Annotated in this window: 18 protein-coding genes; 13 read left to right on the top strand and 5 right to left on the bottom strand. The window is 71.3% G+C overall.

Annotated elements, in window-relative coordinates; genetic code table 11:
• Positions 1 to 163 precede the first annotated feature (163 nt).
• The 8 genes from ACFFJB_RS13570 (at position 164) to ACFFJB_RS13535 (ending at position 10,259) form a co-directional block, all read left to right on the top strand.
• The gene (locus ACFFJB_RS13570) at positions 164 to 2,797 is read left to right on the top strand and encodes a ligase-associated DNA damage response DEXH box helicase (protein ID WP_376832072.1); all 2,634 of its coding nucleotides are present in this window, start codon (positions 164 to 166) and stop codon (positions 2,795 to 2,797) included.
• A gap of 152 nt (positions 2,798 to 2,949) precedes the next feature.
• Complete coding sequence (gene pdeM, locus ACFFJB_RS13565) at positions 2,950 to 3,630, top strand: ligase-associated DNA damage response endonuclease PdeM (protein ID WP_376832070.1); 681 nt, start codon at positions 2,950 to 2,952, stop codon at positions 3,628 to 3,630.
• 75 nt (positions 3,631 to 3,705) lie between these two features.
• Positions 3,706 to 4,722: an NADP-dependent oxidoreductase gene (locus ACFFJB_RS13560; protein WP_446680584.1), complete on the top strand. Its 1,017-nt coding sequence runs from the start codon at positions 3,706 to 3,708 to the stop codon at positions 4,720 to 4,722.
• A 454-nt stretch (positions 4,723 to 5,176) separates the two neighbouring features.
• Positions 5,177 to 6,394 (top strand): alpha-hydroxy acid oxidase, encoded by a 1,218-nt coding sequence (locus ACFFJB_RS13555; protein ID WP_376832068.1) that lies wholly within the window; start codon positions 5,177 to 5,179, stop codon positions 6,392 to 6,394.
• Complete coding sequence (locus tag ACFFJB_RS13550; RefSeq protein WP_376832710.1) at positions 6,394 to 7,311, top strand: siderophore ABC transporter substrate-binding protein; 918 nt, start codon at positions 6,394 to 6,396, stop codon at positions 7,309 to 7,311. The genes ACFFJB_RS13555 and ACFFJB_RS13550 overlap by 1 nt, the downstream gene beginning before the upstream one ends.
• 251 nt (positions 7,312 to 7,562) lie before the next feature.
• Positions 7,563 to 8,519, top strand: a complete 957-nt coding sequence (locus ACFFJB_RS13545; RefSeq protein WP_376832065.1) for an ABC transporter permease — start codon at positions 7,563 to 7,565, stop codon at positions 8,517 to 8,519.
• Positions 8,509 to 9,495, top strand: coding sequence for an iron chelate uptake ABC transporter family permease subunit (locus ACFFJB_RS13540; RefSeq protein WP_376832063.1), 987 nt, complete (start codon positions 8,509 to 8,511; stop codon positions 9,493 to 9,495). The genes ACFFJB_RS13545 and ACFFJB_RS13540 overlap by 11 nt, the downstream gene beginning before the upstream one ends.
• Entirely contained in the window at positions 9,492 to 10,259 is a 768-nt protein-coding gene (locus ACFFJB_RS13535; protein ID WP_376832061.1) for an iron ABC transporter ATP-binding protein, read from the top strand. Before ACFFJB_RS13540 ends, ACFFJB_RS13535 begins: the two co-directional genes overlap by 4 nt.
• A 54-nt stretch (positions 10,260 to 10,313) precedes the next feature.
• On the opposite strand, the gene ACFFJB_RS13530 is transcribed toward ACFFJB_RS13535, so the two are convergent.
• From ACFFJB_RS13530 to ACFFJB_RS13520, 3 genes are all read right to left on the bottom strand, one after another.
• Entirely contained in the window at positions 10,314 to 11,039 is a 726-nt protein-coding gene (locus tag ACFFJB_RS13530) for a tetratricopeptide repeat protein (RefSeq protein WP_376832059.1), read from the bottom strand.
• Positions 11,036 to 11,716: a Fe2+-dependent dioxygenase gene (locus ACFFJB_RS13525; protein ID WP_376832057.1), complete on the bottom strand. Its 681-nt coding sequence runs from the start codon at positions 11,714 to 11,716 to the stop codon at positions 11,036 to 11,038. The genes ACFFJB_RS13530 and ACFFJB_RS13525 overlap by 4 nt, the downstream gene beginning before the upstream one ends.
• 128 nt (positions 11,717 to 11,844) lie before the next feature.
• Positions 11,845 to 14,151 (bottom strand): TonB-dependent receptor, encoded by a 2,307-nt coding sequence (locus tag ACFFJB_RS13520; RefSeq protein WP_376832055.1) that lies wholly within the window; start codon positions 14,149 to 14,151, stop codon positions 11,845 to 11,847.
• Positions 14,152 to 14,574: 423 nt separating this feature from the next.
• Here ACFFJB_RS13520 and ACFFJB_RS13515 point away from each other — a divergent pair, with 423 nt between their 5' ends.
• The 5 genes from ACFFJB_RS13515 to ACFFJB_RS13495 all read left to right on the top strand — a co-directional run bounded on the left by ACFFJB_RS13515 (position 14,575) and on the right by ACFFJB_RS13495 (position 22,449).
• On the top strand, positions 14,575 to 15,255 hold the full coding sequence (locus ACFFJB_RS13515) for a response regulator (RefSeq protein ID WP_376832053.1): 681 nt from the start codon (positions 14,575 to 14,577) through the stop codon (positions 15,253 to 15,255).
• Positions 15,252 to 17,162 (top strand): sensor histidine kinase, encoded by a 1,911-nt coding sequence (locus ACFFJB_RS13510; protein ID WP_376832050.1) that lies wholly within the window; start codon positions 15,252 to 15,254, stop codon positions 17,160 to 17,162. The genes ACFFJB_RS13515 and ACFFJB_RS13510 overlap by 4 nt, the downstream gene beginning before the upstream one ends.
• A gap of 334 nt (positions 17,163 to 17,496) precedes the next feature.
• Positions 17,497 to 17,715: a cysteine rich repeat-containing protein gene (locus tag ACFFJB_RS13505; RefSeq protein WP_376832048.1), complete on the top strand. Its 219-nt coding sequence runs from the start codon at positions 17,497 to 17,499 to the stop codon at positions 17,713 to 17,715.
• A 400-nt stretch (positions 17,716 to 18,115) separates the two neighbouring features.
• On the top strand, positions 18,116 to 19,294 hold the full coding sequence (locus ACFFJB_RS13500; protein WP_376832046.1) for an efflux RND transporter periplasmic adaptor subunit: 1,179 nt from the start codon (positions 18,116 to 18,118) through the stop codon (positions 19,292 to 19,294).
• Complete coding sequence (locus ACFFJB_RS13495; protein ID WP_376832044.1) at positions 19,291 to 22,449, top strand: efflux RND transporter permease subunit; 3,159 nt, start codon at positions 19,291 to 19,293, stop codon at positions 22,447 to 22,449. The genes ACFFJB_RS13500 and ACFFJB_RS13495 overlap by 4 nt, the downstream gene beginning before the upstream one ends.
• A 340-nt stretch (positions 22,450 to 22,789) precedes the next feature.
• Here ACFFJB_RS13495 and hmuQ read toward each other — a convergent pair whose 3' ends face one another.
• Positions 22,790 to 23,125 (bottom strand): heme-degrading protein HmuQ, encoded by a 336-nt coding sequence (gene hmuQ / locus ACFFJB_RS13490; protein WP_376832042.1) that lies wholly within the window; start codon positions 23,123 to 23,125, stop codon positions 22,790 to 22,792.
• A gap of 294 nt (positions 23,126 to 23,419) precedes the next feature.
• The gene (locus tag ACFFJB_RS13485) at positions 23,420 to 23,554 is read right to left on the bottom strand and encodes a hypothetical protein (protein ID WP_376832040.1); all 135 of its coding nucleotides are present in this window, start codon (positions 23,552 to 23,554) and stop codon (positions 23,420 to 23,422) included.
• Positions 23,555 to 23,753: the final 199 nt, after the last annotated feature.

The following is a 23,753-nucleotide window of genomic DNA, read 5'->3' as shown; positions in this document are numbered from 1 at the left end:
CGTTCTCCGTGCTTGCTGGCGCCTTCCGTCGGGAGTGGCGGCTCCGGCGCGTTCATGCCTGTAAGTCGCGGCGACGCGGACAGCGGTTCATGCGCGCCCGAAAAAATTTCAGGCCGGGCGCGGCGGCGGCGCCTTGACGGGCCGCGCCGCGCGTTAAACCCTCATGACCGTGACGCCGCCCGCCAGCACGCCGCCCGTCCCCGGACGGCGGCTCCACATCCGCCCTGACCGCGCGCCCGGCGACCCCGGCGCCGACGCGCCATGGCTGCGCGAGCCCCTGCCGGAGCCGTTCGCCGGCTGGTTCCGCCGGCGCGGCTGGTCGGCGCGACCGCACCAGCTGGCGATGCTGCAGCTGGGGCGGGAGGGGCGCCACGCCCTGCTCGTCGCCCCTACCGGCGCCGGCAAGACGCTCGCCGGCTTCCTGCCGTCGCTCGCGGAGCTCGCCGGCGCGCAGCGGCCGGCCCGGGCCGGCCTGCACACCCTGTACGTCTCCCCGCTCAAGGCGCTGGCCGTGGACGTGGCCCGCAACCTGGAGACGCCTGTGGCCGAAATGGCGCTGGACGTGCGGGTGGAGACGCGCACCGGCGACACGCCCCCGCACAGGCGCGCCCGGCAGATGCGCGCCCCGCCGGACGTGCTGATGACCACGCCCGAACAGCTCGCCCTGATGCTGGCGCACCCTGACGCGGAGAAGCTGTTCGCCGGCCTGCGGCGGGTGGTGCTGGACGAGCTGCACGCGCTGGCGCCCTCGCGCCGCGGCGACCTGCTGGCGCTGGATCTGGCGCGACTGCGGCGGCTGGCGCCGGGCGCCGCCGTCACCGGCCTCTCCGCCACGGTGCGCCAGCCCGAGGCGCTGGCGCGCTACGTCGCCGGAACCGGGCCGGACGCCCCGCCGGTGGACATCGTCACGGTCGTGGGCGGCGCGCGGCCGGAGATCGCCATTCTCGCCTGCGACCACGGCCTGCCCATGGCCGGCCACACCGCCGCATGGGCGATGCCGGCGGTGTATGAAGCGATCCGCGCGCACCGCATGACGCTGGTGTTCGTCAACACCCGGCTGCAGGCGGAGTTCGTGTTCCAGGAGCTGTGGCGGCTGAACGACGACGCGCTGCCCGTCGCCCTGCATCACGGCTCGCTGGACGCGACGCGGCGCCGGCGCGTGGAGGCGGCCATGGCCGCAGGGAAACTGAAGGCGGTGGTGTGCACCGCCACCCTGGATCTCGGCGTCGACTGGGGCGACGTGGACCTCGTCATCAATATCGGCGCGCCCAAGGGCGCGAGCCGGCTGATGCAGCGCATCGGCCGCGCCAACCACCGGCTCGACGAGCCTTCCCGCGCCTGGCTCGTGCCGGCCAGCCGCTTCGAGGCGCTGGAATGCGAGGCGGCGGTGGAGCTGGTGGAGGAGGCGGCGCAGGACACGCCAGACCCGCGCGAGGGCGCGCTCGACGTGCTGGCCCAGCATGTGCTGGGCATGGCGGTGGCGGGCCCGTTCAGCGCCGGCGACCTCTATGAAGAGGTGCGCTCCGCCGCCCCTTACGCCGGCCTCTCCCGCGCCGATTTCGACGACGTGCTCGCCTTCGTGGCCACCGGCGGCTACGCCCTGCGCAGCTACGCGCAGTTCGCCCGCATCCGCCAGGACCGCCACGGCCTGTGGCGCGTCGCCACCCCGGCCGACGCCCGGCGTTACCGCCTCAATGCGGGCGTCATCGTGGAGGCCGCGAAAGTGCGGGTGCGGCTGGCGAAACGGCCCCGCGCCCGGCGTCCTGACGGCCGGCCGGGCCTCGCCCCGCAGGGGCGCCGCAACGCCGGCCGTCTCCTCGGCGAAGTGGAGGAAGATTTCATCAGCCAGCTCGCTCCCGGCGACACGTTCATCTTCGCCGGCGAGGTCCTGCGCTTCGAGGGGCTGTCCGCCGACGAGGCGCTCGTGACCCGCGCCGCCGGACAGGATCCGAAAATCCCCGCCTGGGCCGGCGGGCGTTTTCCGCTCTCCACCTTTCTCGCCGCGCGGGTGCGCAGCCTGGCCGCGGATCCGGCGCAATGGCCGGCGCTGCCGCCCGAAACGCGCGCGCTGCTGCAGTGGCAGCGGGCGTTCTCCGCCCTGCCGCCGCCGGACGGGCTGCTGGCGGAGACCTTTCCGCGCGCCGGGCGGTTCTATCTGGCGCTGTGGCCGTTCGAGGGGCGGCTGGCGCACCAGACCCTGGGCGTGCTGCTCGTCCGCCGGCTGGAGCGGGCGCGGCTGCGGCCACTGGGCCATGTGGCCAGTGATTACGGCGTGGCCGTGTGGGCGGCGGAGGACATCGCGGCGGCGCTTTCCGGCGCCGGCGGGCGCGGCCCGCGCCTGTCGCTGGACGCGTTGCTCAGCGAGGACATGCTCGGCGACGATCTGGAGGAATGGCTGGAGGAGACCACGCTCATGCGCCAGGCTTTCCGCCAGTGCGCCGTGGTCTCCGGCCTGGTGGAGCGGCGCCATCCCGGCGCGCCGCAAAAAACCGGCCGGCAGGTGATGTTCTCCACCGACCTCGTGTTCGACGTGCTGCGCCGCCACCAGCCTGATCACGTGCTGCTGCGCGCCGCCCGCCAGGAGGCGGCCGCAAACCTGCTGGACGTGAAGCGCCTCGCCGGCATGCTGGCGCGCATCCGCGGCCGCGTGGTCTGGCGGGCGCTGGAGCGGGTGTCGCCCCTGTCGGTGTCGCTGGTGCTGGAGATCGGCCGCGTGGCGGCGCCGGGCGATCCCGACGCCCTGCTGGCCGAAGCCGAAGCGGCGCTGCTGGCCGAAGCGCTGGGGCAGGACGGCTGAATGGTCCGTTGCGCCGTCCCCGCCGATTCACTTTCGCCGCAAATGGCGTGTACCGGCAGGGCGCTGGTCCGGCGCGTCCGGACGCTGGCCGGGGGGCGAAGGCGGTGACGGCGAAAGCGCTGCAGGCTAAGGACGTGACGGACGGCGGCGGGATGGGGGCGCGAATTGCGCTGGCCGGCGTCGCCTTTCTCGCCGACCCTTCCGGCGCGCTGTTTGATCCCGCCGCCGGGCTGATGCTGGTGGCGGACCTGCACCTTGAGAAGGGCTCCGCCTTCGCCGCCCGCGCCGCGCTGCTGCCGCCTTACGACACCCGCGCCACGCTGCTGCGCCTCGCCGGGGCGGCGGAGCGGCTGCGGCCGCGCGCCATCGCCGCCCTGGGCGACAGCTTCCATGACCGCCGGGGCCCGGCGCGCCTCGCCGGCGACGACCGGCGACTGCTGGCGGAACTGCAGCGCGGCCGCGACTGGCTGTGGATCACCGGCAACCATGACCCGCAGCTGCCGGAATGGCTGGGCGGCGAAGTCCACGCCGAGGCGCGTCATGGCCCCCTGACGTTGCGGCATGTTCCCGGGACGGCGGCGGATGACGGCGCCTGGATCGCCGGGCACCTGCATCCGGCGGCGCGGCTGCGGCTGCGCGGACGCACGCTGCGCCGGCGCTGTTTCGTGTCCGATGGCCGCCGCTGCGTGCTGCCGGCCTTCGGCGCCTACGCCGGCGGGCTCAACGTGCGTGATCCGGCGTTCCGGCCGCTGTTTCCGCAGGGCATGGAGGTGCGGCTCGCCGGCGAGAGGCGGGTGTTCGCGGTGCCTGTCGCCATGCTGGCCCCCGACTGAGCCCCGGCCCCGTTCCAAAGCGCCGCCGCTTCGCTAAGATGCCGGCCAACCAGAACGCACGCCGGAGCGAACGCCTTGTCCATCCCCGCCGTTTCCCGCGAAATCCGCCTCGCCTCCCGCCCCGTGGGCATGCCCGCCCCGGAGAACTTCCAGCTGGCCGAAACGCCGGTGCGCGCCCCGCAGGAGGGCGAGGTGCTGGCGCGCAACCTGTGGATGTCGGTCGACCCGTACATGCGCGGGCTGATGATCGACCAGAAAAGCTACGCCCAGCCGTTCCAGGTGGGCGAGCCGCTCAACGGCCGCGCCGTGGGCGTGGTGGTGGAGTCCCGCCATCCGGACTTCCGCCCCGGCGACCACGTGTTTCACATGCTCGGCTGGCGCGAATACGCCACGGCGCCGGCGCAGGCGTTCGAACTCATCGACGTCACGGCCGCGCCGGCGCAGGCCTATCTCGGCGTTTTGGGCGCGCCGGGGCTCACCGCCTGGGTCGGCCTGACGCGCATCGCCGGGCTGAAGGAGGGCGAGAACGTCTTCGTCTCCGCCGCCGCCGGCGCGGTGGGTTCGGTGGCCTGCCAGCTGGCGAAGGCGCGCGGCTGCCGCGTGGTGGGTTCGGCCGGCTCCGACGGGAAGTGCGCCTGGCTGCGCGACGTGGCGAAGGTGGACGTGGCCATCAACTACCGGACCTGCGGCGACCTCACCGCCGCGGTGGGCGCCGCCTTCCCGGACGGCATTGACGTTTGTTTCGAGAACGTGGGCGGGGCGCATCTTGAAGCGGCGCTCACCCACATGAACGTCTTCGGGCGCATCGCCCTGTGCGGGATGATCTCCGGCTACAACAGCGTGGAGCCGCCGCCGGGGCCGTCCAATCTGGCGCTGGCCATCACCCGCAGCCTGCGGCTGGAGGGGTTCGTGGTGCGCAACCACATGGACCTGCGCCCCCAGTTCCGCGCCGAGGTCAGCGCCCTGATCCGCGAAGGGCGCATGCACTTCCAGGAGACGGTGGAGCACGGCATCGAGCGGGCGCCGGCGGCGTTCCTGAAACTGTTCACCGGCGGGAACGCCGGCAAGATGCTGGTGCGCCTCGCCGGTTGAAAGCAGGCGGCCGCCGGCGGCGGGCCGACAAAGGCCTACGGCTGCGGCCGGATGCCCGGGGCAGGCCCGGGCATGACGCTGGCGGGAGCGGAGCCGGCGGCGCGGCTTTCCGCAGGCGGGCCGGAGCGGACGGAAAGCGCGGTGGGTAACGCGCGATGACGCATGGCCTGGCGTGGGGCGGCCAGCGCGCGCTCCTGCCGTCGCCACGGCGTCGCGGCCTCCCGCGCCAGGGCGCGACAGGCCCCACGCGCAGATTACCGAAATGTAATCTTGCCCCATCCTCCCGGAAATGCGCGCCTTCCCGGATTGTTTTGAATTGATAAAACTTTAAACAACATCAACGCAGTTGACGCCATCACCGCAAGTCTGCACAACACCCGCCAGGTTTAACCGGCCAGAACCAGAACAGGCGTCGCGCGCCCGCGGCGACGCCCCACAGCGCAGGCGTCGCACCTTGTCCATTCCAGCCGACATCGTCAGCCTCGACGACTACGAGCGTCACGCCCGCAGCCGCCTGCCGGAGGCGACGCTGGCCTATGTCGGCGGCGGCGCGGCCGGCGAGACGACGCTGCGGCGCAACCGCGACGCCTTCGCGGCCCGCCGGCTCTACGCCCGCGGCCTCGCCGACTTCCGCAACGCCAGCGCCCGGCTCCGCCTGTTCGGTCTCAGCCTGGAGGCGCCCATCGTCGTCGCCCCCATGGCGCTGCAGCGGCTGGCGCATCCGGAAGGCGAAATCGCCATGGCCACCGGCGCCCGCGCCGCCGGATGCGGGATGACGGTGAGCTGCGAGGCCAGCGTCGATTTCGCCCGCATCGCCGCCGCAGCGCCGGAAAGCCTGTGGCTGCAGCTGTATCTGCAGCCCCGGCGCGCCGACACCCTCACGCTGCTGCGCCGCGCCGAAGACTGCGGGTACCGCGCCGTCGTCCTCACCATTGACGCGCCGGTGAACGGCGTGCGCGACGCTGAACGGCGCGCCGGCTTCACGCCGCCGCCGGGCGTGAGCGCGGTGAACCTCGCCGGCTTCCGCCAGGCGACGGCGGCGCGCGTCGCCCCGGCCCGCAGCCCGGTGTTCCGTGGCCTGCTGGACGGCGCCCCCTGCTGGGACGACGTGGCCTGGCTGCGCGACCAGACCCGCCTGCCGCTGCTGCTCAAGGGCGTGACCCATCCGGACGACGCGGAGCGGGCGCTGGCGCTGGGCGCGGACGGGCTCATCGTCTCCAATCACGGCGGGCGCACGCTCGACATGCAGCCGGCCGCCATTGACCTGCTGCCGGCGATCGCCCGCCGGGTGGCGGGGCGGGTTCCGCTGCTGGCGGACGGCGGCGTGCGGCGCGGAACCGACGCGCTGTGCGCCCTCGCCCTCGGGGCCTCGGCCGTGATGGTGGGCCGGCCCCTGTTCTGGGCGCTGGCCGTGGGCGGCGCGGCGGGCGTGGCCCACGCGCTCGCCCTGCTCGCCACCGAGCTGGAGGCGGCGATGGCCCTCACCGGCCGGCCGACCCTGGCCGACATCGACGACAGCATCTTCGTTCCGGACGCGCCGGCGGACGCCTGCGGGCGCGCCGCAGCCGCGCCCGCAACGCGGACGCGACGACAGCCCGCCGCCGCAGCCCGCGCGCCGCGTCGCCTGAGCCGGCTGGCGCCCATTCCAACCCCGGAGAGCCTGGACCCATGATGATCTCTCGCAAAACCTTCTGCGGCATGCTGCTGGGCCTCGCCGCCTTCGCCGCCACGCCGCTGGCCGCGGCGCCGCTCACCGTGAAGCACGCCTCCGGCGAAACCACGATCAACGGCACGCCGAAGAAGGTGGTGGTGTTCGATCTCGCCGCCCTCGACACGCTTGACGCGCTCGGCGTCGACGTGGCCGCCGTGCCCACCGGCGGCAAGCCGAAGTATCTGGCCAGGTACAATGACGACCGTTACCCCAAGGTCGGCACGCTGTTCGAGCCGGACCTGGAGGCGGTGAACGCCCTGCAGCCGGACCTGATCATCATCGGCGGCCGCTCGCAGCCGAAATATGCGGAGCTGGCGAAGCTCGCCCCGACCATTGACCTCACCCCCGACAACAGCGCGCCGCTGGAGAGCGTCCGCAACGGCGTCCTCCAGCTCGGCCAGATCTTCGGCAAGGAGGACAGGGCGAAGGAGCTCGTGGCGGAGATCGACGCCGGCGTCGCCGCCCTGAAGGAAAAGGCGCAGAAGGTCGGCAAGGGCCTGCTGATCCTCACCGTGGCCAACCGCATGAGCGCCTACGGCCCCGGCTCGCGCTTCGGCATGCTGCACGACGTGTTCGGCGTGCCCGCCGCTGTGCCGGACCTGAAGATCGGCCGTCACGGCCAGCCCGTCACCTTCGAGTTTATCCAGCAGGCCAATCCGGACTGGCTGTTCGTGATTGACCGCGACGCCGCGCTCGGCAAGCCGGACAACGCGCGGAAGATGCTGGACAACGAGCTGGTGGGCCAGACCACCGCGTGGAAGAAGAACCAGGTGGTCTATCTGGATCCGGCCAACTGGTACCTGATCGGCGCCGGCGCCCAGGCGATGAAGCAGAACATCGACCAGCTCAGCAAGGCCTTCGACGCGGCGGGCAAGTAAGCCGCCGCGCCGGCCGTCCGCGCCCGCGCGATCTCCCTTCACCCCGGCAAGGCGTGGCGCGGACGGCGTTTTCCTGATACAGCCTGCGCGGATTTCGCAGGAACATCCCCGCCGCCTGCGGGCGGCGCAGCCGGGCGGGCCCGCGGCGCGGGCGGTGCCCCATGTCCGTTTCGACCTGGCCGCATGTGTTGCGGAAGCGCGCCCGCCGCCCTTCCGCGCCATGCCTGCCCCGGAGCCACACGCACCGACCCATGCGCACGACCGCGGCGGCGCTGGCCGTCTTTCTCCTGCTGTCGCTCGCCAGCCTGTTCACCGGGGCCGGCCCGGTGTCGCCCGGCGCGGTGCTCGCCGGCGACCCGGCCGCGCTGCAGCTGTTGCTGGCCAGCCGCGGGCCGCGCACCATCGCCATCATCCTCGCCGGCGGCTCCATCGCCATCGCCGGGCTGATCATGCAGATGCTGGCGCGCAACCGCTTCGCCGAGCCCTCCACCTCCGGCGCCGTGGACGCCGCCAGCCTGGGCATGCTGTGCGCCACGCTGCTGCTGCCGGAATGGCCGGTGATGGGCAAGATGCTGGTGGCGGCGGGCTTCGCCATGGCCGGCTCGGCGCTGTTCCTGGGCGTGCTCAGCCGCATTCCGCTGTCCTCGCCGCTGGTGGCGCCGCTGGTGGGCATCATGCTCGGCAACGTCATCGGCGCGGCCGCCACCTTCATCGCCTACCGGGAAGACATGATGCAGACCTTCCTGGTGTGGACCAACGGCGATTTCTCCGCCGTGCTGCGCGGCCGCTACGAGCTGCTGTGGGTGGCCTTCGCCATGGCGGCGGCGGCGTGGTTCACCGCCGACAGGCTCACCGTGGCCGGGCTTGGCCATGACTTCAGCGTCAACCTGGGACTCAGCTACCGCGCCACCCTGGCGCTGGGCCTCGCCATCGTCTCGCTGGTCACCGCCATGGTGGTGACCACGGTGGGCATGATCCCCTTCCTCGGGCTGGTGGCGCCCAATCTCGCCAGCCTGATGCTGGGCGACAACATGCGGCGGGCCATACCGCTCACCGCCGCCCTCGGCGCCGGTCTCGCCCTGGCCTGCGACCTGCTCGGCCGCATCATCAACCATCCGTTCGAGATCCCGATCGGCACGATGATGGGGGTGATCGGCAGCGTCGTCTTCCTGTTCCTGCTGTTGCGGAGGCGCGCCCGTGTCGGCTGACGGATCCGCTTGGACGTGGCCGGCGCGGACCGGCGAGAAGCGCGTCGTGCTGCTGCTGCTGGGGCTGGCGCTGGCCGCCTGCGCGGCGTTCATGACCGTCGGCGTCACCGGCGGCTGGGCCTTCGTGCTGCAGCTGCGGGCGGTGAAGCTGGCGGCGCTGGCGCTGGTGGCCTGCGCCATCGCGCTCTCCACGGTGGTGTTCCAGACGGTGACGGCCAACCGCATCCTCACGCCGTCGATCATGGGCTTCGACGCCCTGTACATGCTGATCCAGACGGCCACGGTGTTCGCCATCGGCGCCAGCGACTACAGCCAGCTGGACAGGCGGCTGATGTTCGTGGGACAGGCGGCGGTGATGACCGCCTTCGCGGCGCTGCTCTACCGCTGGCTGTTCACCGGCGCCGTGCGCAGCCTGCACCTGCTGCTGCTGGCGGGCGTGGTGCTGGGCATGCTGTTCCGCTCCATCAGCTCGGTGCTGCAGCGCATGATCGACCCCAATGACTTCGTGGTGCTGCAGGACCGGTTCTTCGCCAGCTTCAACACGGTGGACAGCGCCCTGCTGGGCGTGGCCGCCGCCGTCATCGGCGCCTGCGCCGTCGCCATCTGGCGCATGCGGGCGGAGCTGGACGTGCTGGGGCTGGGCCGCGACACGGCCATCGCCCTCGGCGCGCCCTACCGGCGCGTGACCATGAACTGCCTGCTGCTGGCGGCCGTGCTGACCAGCGCCTCCACGGCGCTGGTGGGCCCGGTGGCGCTGTTCGGCCTGCTGGTGGCCAACATGGCCTATGCGCTGGTCCCCTCGCACCGCCACCGCTGGACGCTGCCGGCGGCGGCGCTCATCGCCGTCATCTGCCTGGTGGGGGGCCAGACCATCCTGGAGCGCGTCTTCGCCTTCAACACCGCCCTGGCCATCATCGTGGAGTTTCTGGGCGGCGTCCTGTTTCTTTACATGCTGGCGCGGGGAGCCGTCCGGTGATCGAGATCCGCAACGTCCGCAAGTCCTATGGCGACACGGTGGTGGTCGACGACGTCAGCCTGACGCTGCCGGGCGGCGGCGTCACCGCGGTGATCGGCCCCAACGGCGCCGGCAAGTCCACGCTGCTCACCATGATCGGCCGCCTGCTGCCCATGGACAGCGGGCAGATCCTGGTGGACGGGCTCGACGTGACCCGCGCGCCCAGCGGCGAGCTGGCCCGGCGCCTTTCCATCCTGCGCCAGGAGAACCACATCGCCGCCCGCCTCACCGTGCGCGACCTGGTGGCCTTCGGCCGCTATCCGCACTCGGGCGGGCGCCTCACGCCGGCGGACCGCGCCCATGTGGAGCGGGCCATGGACTTTCTCGGCGTGACCCATCTCGCCGGGCGCTTCCTGGACGAACTTTCCGGCGGCCAGCGCCAGCGCGTCCATGTGGCCATGGTGGTCTGCCAGGACACCGACTACGTGCTGCTGGACGAGCCGCTCAACAACCTCGACATGAAGCACGCGGTGCAGATGATGCAGCTGATGCGCCGCATGGCCGACGATCTCGGCAAGACCATCGTTGTGGTGCTGCACGACATCAACTTCGCTTCGGTCTACGCCGACCATATCGTGGCCATGCGCCATGGCCGCGTGCTGCGCCAGGGACCGCCGCGCGAGATGATGACGCCGGAGGCCATGCGCGAAATCTATGACATCGACATGCGCATCGAGGAAATCGGCGGCGACCGCATCGGCGTATATTACCGCCAGCCGGCGTAGGGCGGGCGGCGCGGGAGGCGCCGGCAGGGCAAGGCGTTTTCGTGGCGGGCGCGCTCAGCCCCCGCCGGGCTCGCGGGGCCCCACGGCGGGCGCGCCGGCAGTGCCCGGCGTCCGGTGGTGCGGACCGGCGCGGCGCTCCGCCTCCGCCACGCGCTGGCGGGCCTGGCGGGCCAGCGGCGCCAGCTCCGCCATGCCGGACTCCTCCAGCGCCGCGGCCATGGCCCGCCAGAAGTCGGGAAATCCGGCGGCCAGCGCCTTTTCGAACCAGCCGCGGGCGAGCGCCGTCTCGCCCGCCTGCGCCAGCAGCCGGCCGAGGTTGAAGGCGCCCCAGCAGTCGCCGCCCTTCGCCGCGGCGTGGAACAGCTCCGCCGCCGCCTTCAGGTCCGGCGGGCCGAACCGCCCCTCTTCCCGGAACAGGCCCAGCATGTTCAGCGCCTTGGCGTTGCCGCGGCGCGCCGACCGGGCGTAGAGCCCGAAGGCCGCCTCCGGATCCGCCGGCACGCCATGGCCGCGGCAATAAAGGTCGGCGAGGTTGAACATGGCCCAGGCGTCGCCCATGGCCGCGGCGCGGCGGAACCAGTCCGCCGCCATGGCCGGATCGGGCTTCACGCCCCAGCCGCGCTCGTAACACCGGCCGATCATGTTGAACGCGCGGGCGTCGCCGCCGCGCGCCGCGGCGCGAAACCACTCCAGCGCCGCGCGGCCGTCGCCGCGGTCCAGCGCCGACTGGCCAAGGGCCAGCTGCACCTCAACGGTCGTCCTGACGCGCGCGTCGCTCACAGGTCCGCCCAGCGGCGCAGCAGGTTGTGATAGTGGTTGACCAGCGACAGCGTCACCGGACTGTCGTCGCCCAGCTGCTGGCGCGCGCCCATGATGGCCACGTCGAGATCATAGAGCATGGCGCGCTCGGTGTCGTCGCGCACCATGGACTGGGCCCAGAAGAACGAAGCCCAGCGGCTGCCGCGCGTCACCGGCATCACCCGGTGCAGGCTGGAGGCGGGGTAGACCACCATGTGGCCCGCCGGCAGCTTCACCGGATGGGCGCCGTAGGTGTCCTCGATCACCAGTTCGCCGCCGTCATATTCATCCGGGTCCGACAGGAAGATGGTGGTGGAGACGTCGGCGCGCATGCGCGAGCCGTCCGGCAGCATGCGGATGGCGTTGTCGACATGGGCGCCGAAGGTCATGCCCGCGTCATAGCGGTTGAACATGGGCGGCAGCACCCGCAGCGGCAGCGCCGCCGAGGTGTAGACCGGGTTGCGCGCCAGCGCCCGCAGGACCAGCTCGCCCAGTTCGCGCGCCACGGGGCTGTCCGCCGGGATCTGGAGGTTGTTCTTGGCCCGCGCCGCCTGGTCGCCGGCGGTGACGCGCCCGTCCACCCACTGGCTGCGCTCGAGCGTCTCGCGGCAGCGCCGCAACTCCTCGGGTGTCAGAACGTCCGGAACGGTAACCAGCATGGCGTCCTCTCCTCATGCATCTGCGCCGGCGCCGCCCGCCCTGCGCGGCGGCCTGACGCGCGCACGCCCGGACCGGAGGCCCGGGCGCGCGTGTTTTCCGGGCCGGCGCGGCGGCGGCGCGCCAGGGGTCAGAACGAGCTGAACGTGGCCGACACGCTCAGCAGCACCGTGCGGCCGGAAGCCGGAACCGCGCGGGCGGCGTTGAAGGCCGAGGCGTAGTTCACCCGGTCCGTCAGGTTGTAGGCGTTCACCGCGACGCGGAGGTTCTCGTACTTCCAGGCCACCATCGCATCCAGCGAGAAGGTCTGCGGGATCCGGGCGGTGTTGGCGTTGTCGGCCCAGTAGGACGAGGCGTAGAGCAGGCCGCCGCCGATGGTGATGACGCCCGGGATCTTCGTCACCTCCTGGGTCAGGTCATAGCTGGTCCACAGGGAGACGTTGTTGCGCGGGGTGGCCGGAGCTTCGTTGCCGGCGGTGCCGTCGACGGTGCGGGTGACCTTGCCGTGCAGCCAGGCGTAGGCGGCGTTGACCGACCAATTCTCCGTGATCCTGCCGCTGGCGCCCAGCTCGACGCCCTGCACGCGGCGACCCTGGCCGGCCTCGCTGAAGCCGGAGACGATCTCGCCGGTCGCCGGGTCGAAGGTAAAGGAGTTCTTCTTGTCGATGTTGAACGCCGCGGCGGTCAGGCCCAGACGGCCGTCCAGCACGTCGACCTTGGAGCCGATCTCGTAGACGTCCGAGCGCTCCGGCTCAAGGTTGGCGCCGGACTGCGGCACCTCGCTGGCGACGCCGCCGACAGCCACGGCGATGTCCGCCCCCACCGGGCGGTAGGCCCGCGAGAACGAGGCGTAGACCGTCGCGTTGGGCAGCGGCTCCCAGATCACCGCCACCGACGGACTGGTCTTGTAGGAGGTGGCCGTGCCGCCAAAGGTGTAGGGCGCGTTGGTGAACTTGGAGCGGAAGTAATCCCAGCGCACCGCGCCCTGCACCGAAAGGGTCTCGGTCAGCCACAGGCGGTCATTGGCGAACAGGCCGACATTGCTGGAATTGGCGAGGCGGCGGGTCGCGCCATAGGTGGCGAAGGCGCCCGGATAGGCGTAGCGCGGATTGTAGATGGTCTGGTCGTTGAGACGGCCGGTCCACGCGCCGAGCTTGCGCTCGTCGTCCTGGTAGCTGGCGTCGACGCCCATGACCAGACGGTTGCGGAAGCCCCCGACGTTAAAGTCGGCGCGGGCCGTCAGCACGTCCTGGATGGCCCAGCCGTACTGCCTGTAGGTCATGCCGCCGCCGGCGCCATAGGCGAGCTTCGGGTTGAGGCCGCGGAAGAAGTCCCTGCGGCACCACACCTGCGGCGTCGCCGTCGCGTCGTCGATGCAGGCGGCCGGATTGGTTGCCGACCAGTCGCGGTAGAACCAGGTGTAGCGGGTGTCGTTGGTGATGGTCAGCCAGTCGTTGACCTGGTGCTTCAGGTTGGAGGTGACGGCGTGGATGTCGCCCCGGTCGCGGTCGGTGCTGCGCACGTAGGAGGTGTTGCGCGGCACGCCGAATTCGGTGACCGGGCGGAACAGGCCGTCATGGCCCCGCACCAGCGGCACGCCCATGTCCGGCACGTTGTCGTTGTGCTGGTAGCGGTAGTTCAGGCGCCACTCGGTGGGCGAGCCGATGCCGGTGGCGAAATCGAGGGCGAAGCCGGAACGCCGGTTTTTCACATGATCGCGGTCCGCCACGTCCTGATGGTGGTACACGCCGTTGACGCGCACCGCGGTAGTCTCGCCGATGCGGTAGTTGCCGTCGACGGTGGTGCGGGAGAGGAAGCCCGTGCCGACGCCCTGCTCGACGGTGAAGAAATTGCTGAGCTTCGCGCGCTTCGAGGTCTGGTTGATCAGGCCGCCCTGGTTGCCGATGCCGAAGCCCTCGCCGGACGGGCCCTTGATGACCTCGACGCTCTCGGTGTCGAAGGTGTCGCGGACATAGGCGCCGAAGTCGCGCAGGCCGTCGACGTAGATGTCGCCCTTGGCGGAGATGCCGCGGATGCGGAAGCTGTCGCCGTTGACGCCGCCGTTACCCTCCCCGGTGGAGAGGGTGATGCCGGGCACGTTGCGCAGCGCCTGCTCCAGGGTGGTGGCCTGCTGCTGCTCGATCAGCTGCTGGGAGACGACGTTGACCGTCTTGGGCGTCTGGCGCAGCGGCTCGGGCATGCGGGAGACGCCGAGGCTGGCGTTGTTGGCGTTGCCGGAGCCAGCGCCTGCGCCCTGCACGGTGATGGTGTCGAGCGCGACCTCGGCGGAGCCCCCGCCGGATCCGGCGGCGTCTGCGGCGCCCTGGTCGCGGGTCTGGGCCTCGGCGGCTGCGGTGAGACCGGCCACGACGCCCGTTGTCAGCGCAAGACCTGACATCAGCGGCCGCAACGACATGGAAACGCGCTCGGGATTCATCAATCGCTCCTCAGGAAACCGACGGCTGCAGTGCATGCTTCGTACAAGTCGCTGGTTGCTTAGAAATGACGCCGGGCCTTTGCAATTGTCATGTTTCAGAACTGTTCCAGACTGTGTCCGCGCCATGCCCGGGCGGATGCAGGCGCACACAGGCCGCGCAGTTTTGAATGAAGACAGGAAGGCGGGAACGGCGCGCCCGCACAACTGCTTATGCGCGCTTCCATTATTTGAACTGTTCTGAAAAACCTCCGGAAATTCAGTATGTTGCACAAAGGCAACAACAACCGGAAATGTGTCCGGTCCCCGCTAGGGGCGGGCGTCCGGAGCGCGGCGGCGCGGCGGCGGGCCGCTCCCATGTTCATGGCTGTCCTCCTGTCCGGCGCGGGCGTATCCTCTGCGTGTGCAAAGGCGGGATCAGGCACGATGGCATCACAGGGCGACGGCGGCCGGCAGGAGCTCATCACCGTTCTGCTCGTGGAGGACGACGCGCCCACGCGCGAGCGGCTGCGCGACGCGCTGGCCGGCGCGTCCGGCTTCGAGGTGACGGAGGCCGGCGCCGTCGGCGAGGCGCGCGCGGCCCTCGCCCGGGCGACGCCGCGGGTGCTGCTCACCGACCTGAAGCTGCCGGACGGTCATGGCGTGGACCTGATCCGCGAGGTGCGCGCGCGCTGCCCGGAAACGGAGATCATGGTGATCTCCATCCTCGGCGACGAGGAGAGCGTCATCGCCGCCATCGGCGCCGGCGCCACCGGCTATCTGCTCAAGGACGCCTTCCCGGACGACATCGCCGCCACCGTGCGCGACCTGGTGGCCGGGCACTCGCCCATTTCGGCCTCCATCGCCCGCTTCATCGTCCGCCGCGCCCAGCGCCAGGCCGATTCCGCCCAGCCGGCGCCGGTGAACGCCGCCCGCCTCACGCCGCGCGAGATTGACATCCTGTGGGGCATCGCCAAAGGCTTCAGCTATGCGGACATCGCCGCGCACCTTGGCCTCTCGCGCCAGACGGTGCCGGGCCACATCAAGAACATTTACCGCAAGCTGGAGGTGAACACCCGGGGGGAAGCCGTGTTTGAAGCGGTGCAACAGGGGCTGATCCGGCTTTGACCGGCGCGGCGCTCACCCGGCCGGCCGCGCGGCGCCGGTTCGTCACGCCAGCGCTGGTGCAGCTGGCCGCCGCCCTGCTCTGCCTGCTGTTCGTCGCCGCCCCCCCGCCCGATCCGCCCGCCCGCTACGCCGTCACCGAAGGTTTCGTCACCGGCCCTGACGGCGGGCAGGCTCCGGTGTCGCTGCCGGCGCGTTTCTCCGCCGGCGCCGCGCCCCATGTGGAGGAGATCTCCGCCACCTTCCGGCGTGACGCCGGCGCGGACGGGGAATGGTCCGTCATGCTGCCGCGCTTCATCAACGCCGCCCAGGCGCTGGTGAACGGCGTGGTCGTGCTCGACACCCGGCGCGACGTCCGCAACAGCCGCGCCGGCCGCAACCTGCCGGACATCGCCGTCATTCCCGAAACGCTGCTGCGCCCGGGCATCAACCAGCTCACCGTCCGCCTTTACGTCTGGGGCCCGGTGAGCGGCTATCTGGACCGGCCCTTTGTGGGTCCGGACAGCGCCCTGCGCCCGGCCTACGAGGCGCGCATCGCCCTGTTCGACACCATGCCGCTGGTGCTCTCCTCCTGGCAGATGGCGCTGGCGCTGGTGCTCGGCATCATGTGGCTGAAGCGGCGGCAGGAGAAAACCTACGGGCTGGTGGCGCTGGCGCTGGCCATTGGCGCGGCGCACATCTTCCAGCTTCCGCCGGAGCCGGACAGCTGGCTGCCCGGCCTGCGCGCGGCGCTGGTGGGCACGGCGCCGCTGGAGGTGGGCCTGCTGCTCATGTTCGCCATACTGTTCACCGGCGGGCGGCTGACGCCGCTGGCCACGACGGTGGCGCTGGCGCCTGGAGCGGCGGTGTTCGTCGCCGGCGTCATGGCCGGACCGCACGCGGCGCGGCTGGTTTTCCTGGTCGTCGGCATGCCGGCGGTGGCTGCGTTTCTCGCCGTCATATGGCGGTGGGCCAGCCAGGCGGCGCTGGCGGCGCCGACGCCGATGAACGTGCTGTTCTCCGGCGCGGCGACGGTGCTGTGCGTGTGCTTCATGTGGGACATCGCCACGCTGGCCGGGCTCAATGGCGGCGGCAGCATCTTCGTGTCGCGCATCGCCTGGGCGCTGACCCTGGCGGTGACCGGCGCCTGCCTGACCTGGCGGTTCGCCAGCGCGCTCAACGAAGTGGACAGTTTCGCCGTGCGGCTGGTGGGCCAGGTGCGCGAGGCCGAAGAAAAGCTGCGCGCCAGTTTCGCGCTTGAGGAGCAGCGCAAGCGCGCGGCGGCGCTGGCTGCCGACCGGGCCCGGCTGACGCGCGACCTGCACGACGGCCTCGGCGGCCAGCTGGTGAGCATCGTCGCCCTGGCCGAGCGCAGCGACGTCAACGGCGCGCTCATCGGCGAGGCCGCCCGCAGCGCCCTGCGCGACCTGCGCCTCGTCATCGACGCCCTCGACGAAATCGACGGCGACCTCATGCTGGCGCTGGGGGCATGGCGCGAGCGGACGGCGGCGCGGCTCAGCCCGCACAACATCCGGCTGGAGTGGCGGGCGCTGTCGCCCGGCGGCCTGCCGGTGCACGAGGAGCTGCGGCCCTGGCACGTCATCCAGCTGCTGCGGCTGATGGACGAGGCGGTGACCAACACCGTCAAGCACGCCGGCGCCAGCTGCATCACCGTCAGCTTCGGCGCGACGGAAGGTGGGGACGGCGTGCGGCGCGGGCGCATCATCATCGCCGACGACGGCCACGGCTTCGCCGCCGCAAACGCCGCGGACGCGGACGGCCGCGCCGCCGGCGGCCAGGGCCGCGGCCTCGCCAACATGCGCCGGCGGGCCGAACGGTGCGGCGCGCGCGTCGCCGTGGAGAGCGACGCCGACGGCACGCGCGTCATCATCGACCTGCCGGAACGCTTCCCCGAGTCCGACGGCGGCTGACCGCCGGTCCGGAGGCGACGCGCCCGGCGCTGGCGCCGGCCGCCTTCTCCCCGTTCCCTCCCCGGCGCCATGAACATGGCATGGGCCGGCGCCGCGGCCTGCGGCAACATTCCAGGCGTCCCGGACGGACGCTCCGCCAGGGAGCGGCTCGCGGGGAAAGCGCGCGGAGGCTGTCCGGAACGGCCGCCACCGGGCGCGGCCCCCGCGCTCCATGCCCGCGCCGCGGACCGGGGCCGGCCGCATTCCCGCCGCAACGGCCGGAACGGTCCCGCCCCGCGCTGCAACCGGGCGCCACGGAACAGCCGGCGCGCCCACAACAGGCCAGGAAACCATCATGAAGGGCAAGCTTGTCGCCGCGGTCGCCTTCGCCGCCATGTGCGGCGCCGCGTTCAGCGCCGGCCCCGCAAACGCCGACGCCCGCTCGGCCTGCAAGGCTGACGCCGAGAAATACTGCGCCTCGGCCATTGGCGACAGGAGCAAGGTCGTCTCCTGTCTCAAGTCCAACCAGGACAGGATCAGCGACGCCTGCAGGCAGGCGATCGCCTCGCGCTGACGCGCGTCACGGCGCCGGCGACAGGCCGGCGCCGGCCGTGCGTCCGCAGGGCGCGGCGCGCCAGGGGCCGGACCATGGGCCGTCTGGTCCCGGACGGGCCGGTTTTCCGGGCGGAACGGCCAGAAGAAAGGCGCGCAAAACATTGTGACGGGCCTGATGCTTGTTGCGTATTCGCCAAATTACGCGAACAATGCTGTCCGCCCATGAACAGAAATGCAGGATAAGGGGCGGAAGGGGCGCATTCCGGAGGAAATCCGGGCGCTCCGCCATCCCACGGCGGACGGCGCCCCGCGCCGGCGCGTGAAGCGGGCGGGCGCCGGGCGGGCGGGCGTCGGACAAGTGCGGGATTGGCGCGGACCGCGGCCGGCAGGAGCGGCGGCGCCCGCGATGGGAGGCGTGAGTGAGCACCACTACCTTCGAGCGGCGTTCGGCGCTGGCCGCAGCGCTGGCGCTGGCGCTGGCCGTCTCAGCCTGTAACGACAGGCAGACCGCAGCGCCGCCTCCCCCGCCAGAAGTGCTCGTGGCCACGCCGGCGCGACGGGCCGTGACCCAGTACATTCCGGCCACCGGCCAGGCGCAGGCCCTGCAGCAGGTGGATCTGGTGGCCCGCGTCCAGGGCTATCTCACCGACATCAGATATCGCGACGGCGCCGTGGCGAAGAAGGGCGACGTGCTGTTCGTGATCGAGCAGGAGCCATACCAGATCAGCCTGGAGCTCTCGCAGGCCGCCCTCGCCCAGCAGCAGGCGCAGCTGAAGAACGCCGAAACCGAGCTTGAGCGCCAGACCCAGCTCTACGCCAAACAGGCCGCCTCCCAGGCGGCGCGGGACGACGCCCTCACCAGGCGCGACGCGGCCCAGGCGGCGGTGGACCAGGCCAGCGCCCAGGTGAAACAGGCGCAGCTCAATCTTTCCTATACGGAGGTGCGCGCGCCCTTCGACGGCGTGGTCACCAACCACCTTGTCGACGTGGGCGCGCTGGTGGGCGTGGGCGGCCCCACCAAACTGGCCGCCATCGTGCAGAGCTCACCGGTCTACGTTCAGTTCTCGCTCGACGAGAACCTGGTGCAGCGCATCCGCGAGGCGATGCGCGCGCGCGGCGTCGCCTCCGGCGCGGCGGAAGGGCTGCCGGTGGAGATCGGCCTCTCCATCGACAGCAACTATCCCTACAGGGGCAAGATCGACTACGTCGCCCCCACCATGGACCAGTCCACCGGCACGCTGCTGGTGCGGGCCATCGCCCCCAACGCCGACAACGCCATCCTGCCCGGCAATTTCGTGCGCCTGCGCATTCCGCTGCCCAATCCGCAGCAGGCGCTGCTGACGCCGGACAGCGCGCTTGGCTCAAGCCAGGGCGGCCGCTACGTGCTGGTGGTCAACAAGGACAATGTGGTGGAGGAGCGCATCGTCACCCCCGGCCAGCTCACTGACGACGGCATGCGGGTGATTCTCGACGGGCTCAGTGGCGACGAGCAGGTGATCGTGGGCCAGGCCATGGGCGCCGTTCCCGGCGCCAGGGTCACGCCGAAACCCGCGCCGCAGGCGGCCGGAACCGGCGACGGGAAAGCGGCGGGCAAATGACGAAGTTCTTCATCGAACGGCCGATCCTGGCCAACGTCATCGCCATTCTCACCATCCTGCTCGGCATGGTGGCGGTGTTCAACCTGCCGGTTGCGCAGTACCCCAACATCGTGCCGCCCACCGTGCAGGTGACGGCCCGCTACCCCGGCGCCAGCGCGGAGGTGGTGGCGCGCGAGGTGGGCCTGCCCATCGAGCAGAAGGTCAACGGCGTGGAAGGCATGATCTACATGTCCTCCACCAGCGCCAGCGACGGCACCTACACGCTCACCGTCACCTTCGCTATCGGCTCTGACCCGGACAAGAGCCAGATCCTGGTGCAGAACCGGGTGTCCACCGCCCTGGCGCAGCTGCCCTCCGTGGTCCAGAACCAGGGCGTGCAGACGGTGAAGCGCTCCACCTCGATCCTCGAGATCATCACGCTCACCTCCACCGATCCGCGTCAGGACAGCCTGTACCTGTCCAATTACGCCACCATCAATCTGGTGGACGAGCTGTCGCGCCTGCCGGGCGTGGGCGGGGTCACCGTGTTCGGCGCCGGCCAGTACGCGATGCGCGTCTGGCTGGACCCGCAGAAGATGCAGGCGCGCAGCCTCACGCCCGCCGACGTCGCCGCCGCCATCAACGCCCAGAACCGGCCGGTGGCCTCGGGACAGCTGGGGGCGCCGCCCACCTCCGGGCCGGGCGCCTTCCAGTACACGCTCAGGCTGGACGGGCGCCTCGAGGACGTCAGCCAGTTCGAGAACATCATCCTCAAGGCCGCCAATGACGACGGCGGCCGGGTGACGCGCCTCAGCGACGTGGCCCGGGTGGAGCTGGGGGCGCAGACCTACTCCCAGGATTTCCGCCTCGACGGCCAGGCCGCCGCCGGCGTCGCCATCTTCCAGCTGCCGGACGCCAACGCCCTGCAGGTGGCGGAGACGGTGAACGCCCGCATGGCGGAGCTCGCCAGGAGCTTCCCGCCCGGCATGAGCTGGTCGGCGCCGTTCAACACCACGCTGTTCGTGCAGGCGGCGATGAACGACGTCTACCACACGCTGGTGGAGGCGGCGGTGCTGGTGCTGCTGGTGATCCTGATCTTCCTGCAGGACTGGCGCGCCACGCTGGTGCCGGCCACCACCGTGCCGGTGACCATCATCGGCGCCTTCGCCGCCATGGCGGCGCTGGGCTTCACCGTCAACATGTCGACGCTGCTGGCCATCGTGCTGGCCATCGGCATCGTGGTGGACGACGCCATCGTGGTGGTGGAGGGCGTCGCCAAGCACATGGAGCGCGGGCTCTCCTCCCATGACGCCACCATCCTGGCGATGAAGGAGCTCACCGGCCCCATTCTCGGCATCACGCTGGTGCTGATGGCGGTGTTCCTGCCGGCGGCCTTCCTGCCGGGTCTTTCCGGCCAGATGTACCGTCAGTTCGCGCTCGTCATCGCCGCCACGGCGCTGATCAGCGCCATCAACGCCATGACGCTCAAGCCGGCGCAGAGCGCGCTGTGGCTGCGCCCGCCGAAGCACGTGCACGAGCGCAACGTCGTGTTCCGCGCCTTCGAGGCCTGCTACCAGGCGTGCGAGCGCGCCTATGTGCGGATGATGCAGGCGCTGACGCGCCATTACCGCGTCGTGTTCGTTGCGACGCTGGGCCTCGTGGGGCTCTCCGCCTTCTCGCTCAGCCGCGTGCCCACGGCGCTGCTGCCGGTGGAGGACCAGGGCTATTTTCTCACCTCGGTGCAGCTGCCGGACGGCGCCACCCTTGACCGCACGCGCCAGAGCCTGGCGACGCTCTCCGAGCGGTTCCGCAAGGTTCCGGGCGTGACCCAGGTGATCGCCATCGCCGGCATTTCGCCGATGAACGACAACGCCAGCCTCGCCAACGCCGGCGTGCTCTACGTGATGCTGAAGGACTGGAGCGAGCGCGGACCAGGCGAGAACCTGCCGGGCATGTACCGGGCGCTGTCCGCCGCGGCGCAAAACCTGCCGGACGGCATGGCCACGGTGCTGCCGCCGCCGCCGATCCAGGGCATCGGCAACGCTTCGGGCTTCACCATGAAGGTGGAGCTGCGCGACGGCAGCTTCGACTATGTGAAGCTGCAGCGCGCCGCCAGCGCCATCGCCGCCCGGGCGCTGGCCACCGGCGACTTCGTCTCCGCCGTCAACACCTTCAGCGCCCAGGCCCCGCAGGTGACGGTGAACATCGACCGCACCCGCACCGAAACCCTGGGCGTGCCGTTCAAGGACGCCGCCGACACCCTGGGCGCCTATGTCGGCTCCAGCTATGTGGGCCAGTTCATCAAGTTCGGCCGGGTGTTCCAAGTGTACACGCAGGCCGACGCCAGCCAGCGCGCCGACCCCAACGTGATCGGCGCGCTGATGGTGCGCAACAAGGAAGGCAGGATGACGCCGCTCGGCGCCGTCGCCGACATCGAAAGCACCACCGGCCCGTCGCTGGTGAGCCTCTACAACATGTATCCGGCCGCCACGCTGGTGGGTTCGCCGGTGCAGGGCGTCAGCTCCGGCCAGGCCATGCAGGCGCTGGCGCGCATCGCCGGCGAAACGCTGCCGCCGGGCATGGGCTTTGACTGGAGCGCCATGTCCTATCAGGAGGCGGAGGTCGGCAACCAGATCTTCATCGTTTACGCCATCAGCCTGCTGCTGGTGTATCTGGTGCTGGCCGGGCAGTACGAGAGCTGGTACGCGCCCATGGCCATCATGCTCTCGGTGCCGCTGGCGCTGCTGGGCACCGCCAGCGGCCTGCTGGCGCTGGGTCTGGCCAGCAATCTCTACACGCAGATCGGCCTGATCCTGCTCATCGCGCTCTCGGCCAAGAACGCCATCCTCATCGTCGGCTTCGCCCGCGACCAGCACCTGCAGGAAGGCAGGCCGGTGATTGAGGCGGCGGTGGAGGCGGCGCGGCTGCGCCTGCGACCGATCCTGATGACCTCGCTGGCCTTTGGCCTCGGTCTCGTGCCGCTGGTGCTGGCCGACAGCGCCGGCGCCAACGCCCAGCGCTCGATCGGCTTCGCCACGCTCACCGGCATGCTGGGCTCGACGCTGCTGTCGATCACCGTGACGCCGTCGCTGTTCATCGTGCTGCAGAATCTGGAGAACCGCCGCAAGGCGAAGAAAGCGGCGACGGCGGCTCCTGCCGGCGGCGCGGCCCACTGAGCGGCGGCGCGGCCGCCCTGCGCCGGCGAGGCGCTGGCGCCGTCCACGCCCGCCAGGCGGCCCTGCAGGCCGGGGGCATGGAAAATCCCGGCGGCCGCGCCGCGTCACCGGGACCCGCGCCGCCATCGGCCGGTCCGCGCCCGGCGCGTTCCGTCACGGACGCGCGGCCCGCGACACGGAATCGGCGCGCGACGCAGACAAATAGTGGCGCGGCCTCCGGATCCACGCCGCCAGCGCGGCGGGCCCTGCTGCAAGGCGGCGGGCCGGCCCTCGCCCTGCCCTGCGCCCGTATCCTGACGCCCGCCGCCGGGCGCGTCCGGGACGCCCTGCGCTCCCCGGATTACTCCGCGGCCTTGCCCGCCGGCCGGGTCTGGAAGACCTCGAAGCCTTCGAATTCCGGATGGCCGATGGTCATCGGCCCACTGGCCGGCTGCCCCGCCCGCTCATGCGCCTTGCGGAACTGCTCCGACTTCGTCCAGGCGTCGAAATGCGCCTTCGAAGCCCATTTGGTGAAGGAGGCGTAGAGGATGTGATCCTCGCGCTCCGGCCCGCGCAACATGTGGAACTCGATAAAGCCGTCCAGCTCATGCAGGTGGGATTCGCGATTCAGCCACATCTGCTCGAAGTCAGCGGCGCGGTCCTTGCGGACCCGGAAACGGTTCATGGCGATAAACATGTCTCTCTCCTGCCCGGCCAGGCGCGCCGCTCCGCCCGCCTGACGGCCGGCGGCGCGTCCGCAGACGGCGCGCGCCCCTGCCGCCGGCTGCGCCGGCCTCGCCCCCGGCGCGCCGGCAGGCGGCGCCCTTGCCGCCCCGGCGCGATCCTGCGACGCGGCGGCCCGGCGCGCGTCCCTGGCCACAGTCCCCAGGCGCATGCGGCGGGGCTGTCAAATATATTGCGTAAATACATTTGAAAAACTTCAAACAAACGCCATTCCCGGAATGATTTTAATTAAAGGTCATGGCTTTTTTCAGAACGGATCCAGGCTGAAGTACTGCCGGCGTAGCGCGCCGGCGCGCTGCGCCGGCAGGCGGCGCCCGCCGCGCACGACTGTCGCGCCGGCCGGAGATCGCCTTGTTTCAATATATTTTTCATAAACTTGCAAGGACGCCGCCTTCCCGACGCCCGCGCCTCGCCCTGCCGGGGGAACGTGCGGATTGTCCGCGCGTTCCAAAGATTAATTGTAACTGCGCCGCGATTTTCTGTATGAAATCCGCGCCGCCATATTTTTCGCGAGCGCACGGAACGCCGCCCATGATCCGCCTGCCCCCTGACCCTCGCGCTGCATCCGTCGCCGGCGGCGC

The organism is Camelimonas abortus (genome assembly GCF_042432745.1).
In the GTDB taxonomy this organism is placed as follows: domain Bacteria; phylum Pseudomonadota; class Alphaproteobacteria; order Rhizobiales; family Beijerinckiaceae; genus Camelimonas; species Camelimonas abortus.
The sequence above is the reverse complement of the archived record's forward strand: the minus strand, read 5'-3'. Positions and strand labels throughout refer to the sequence as shown.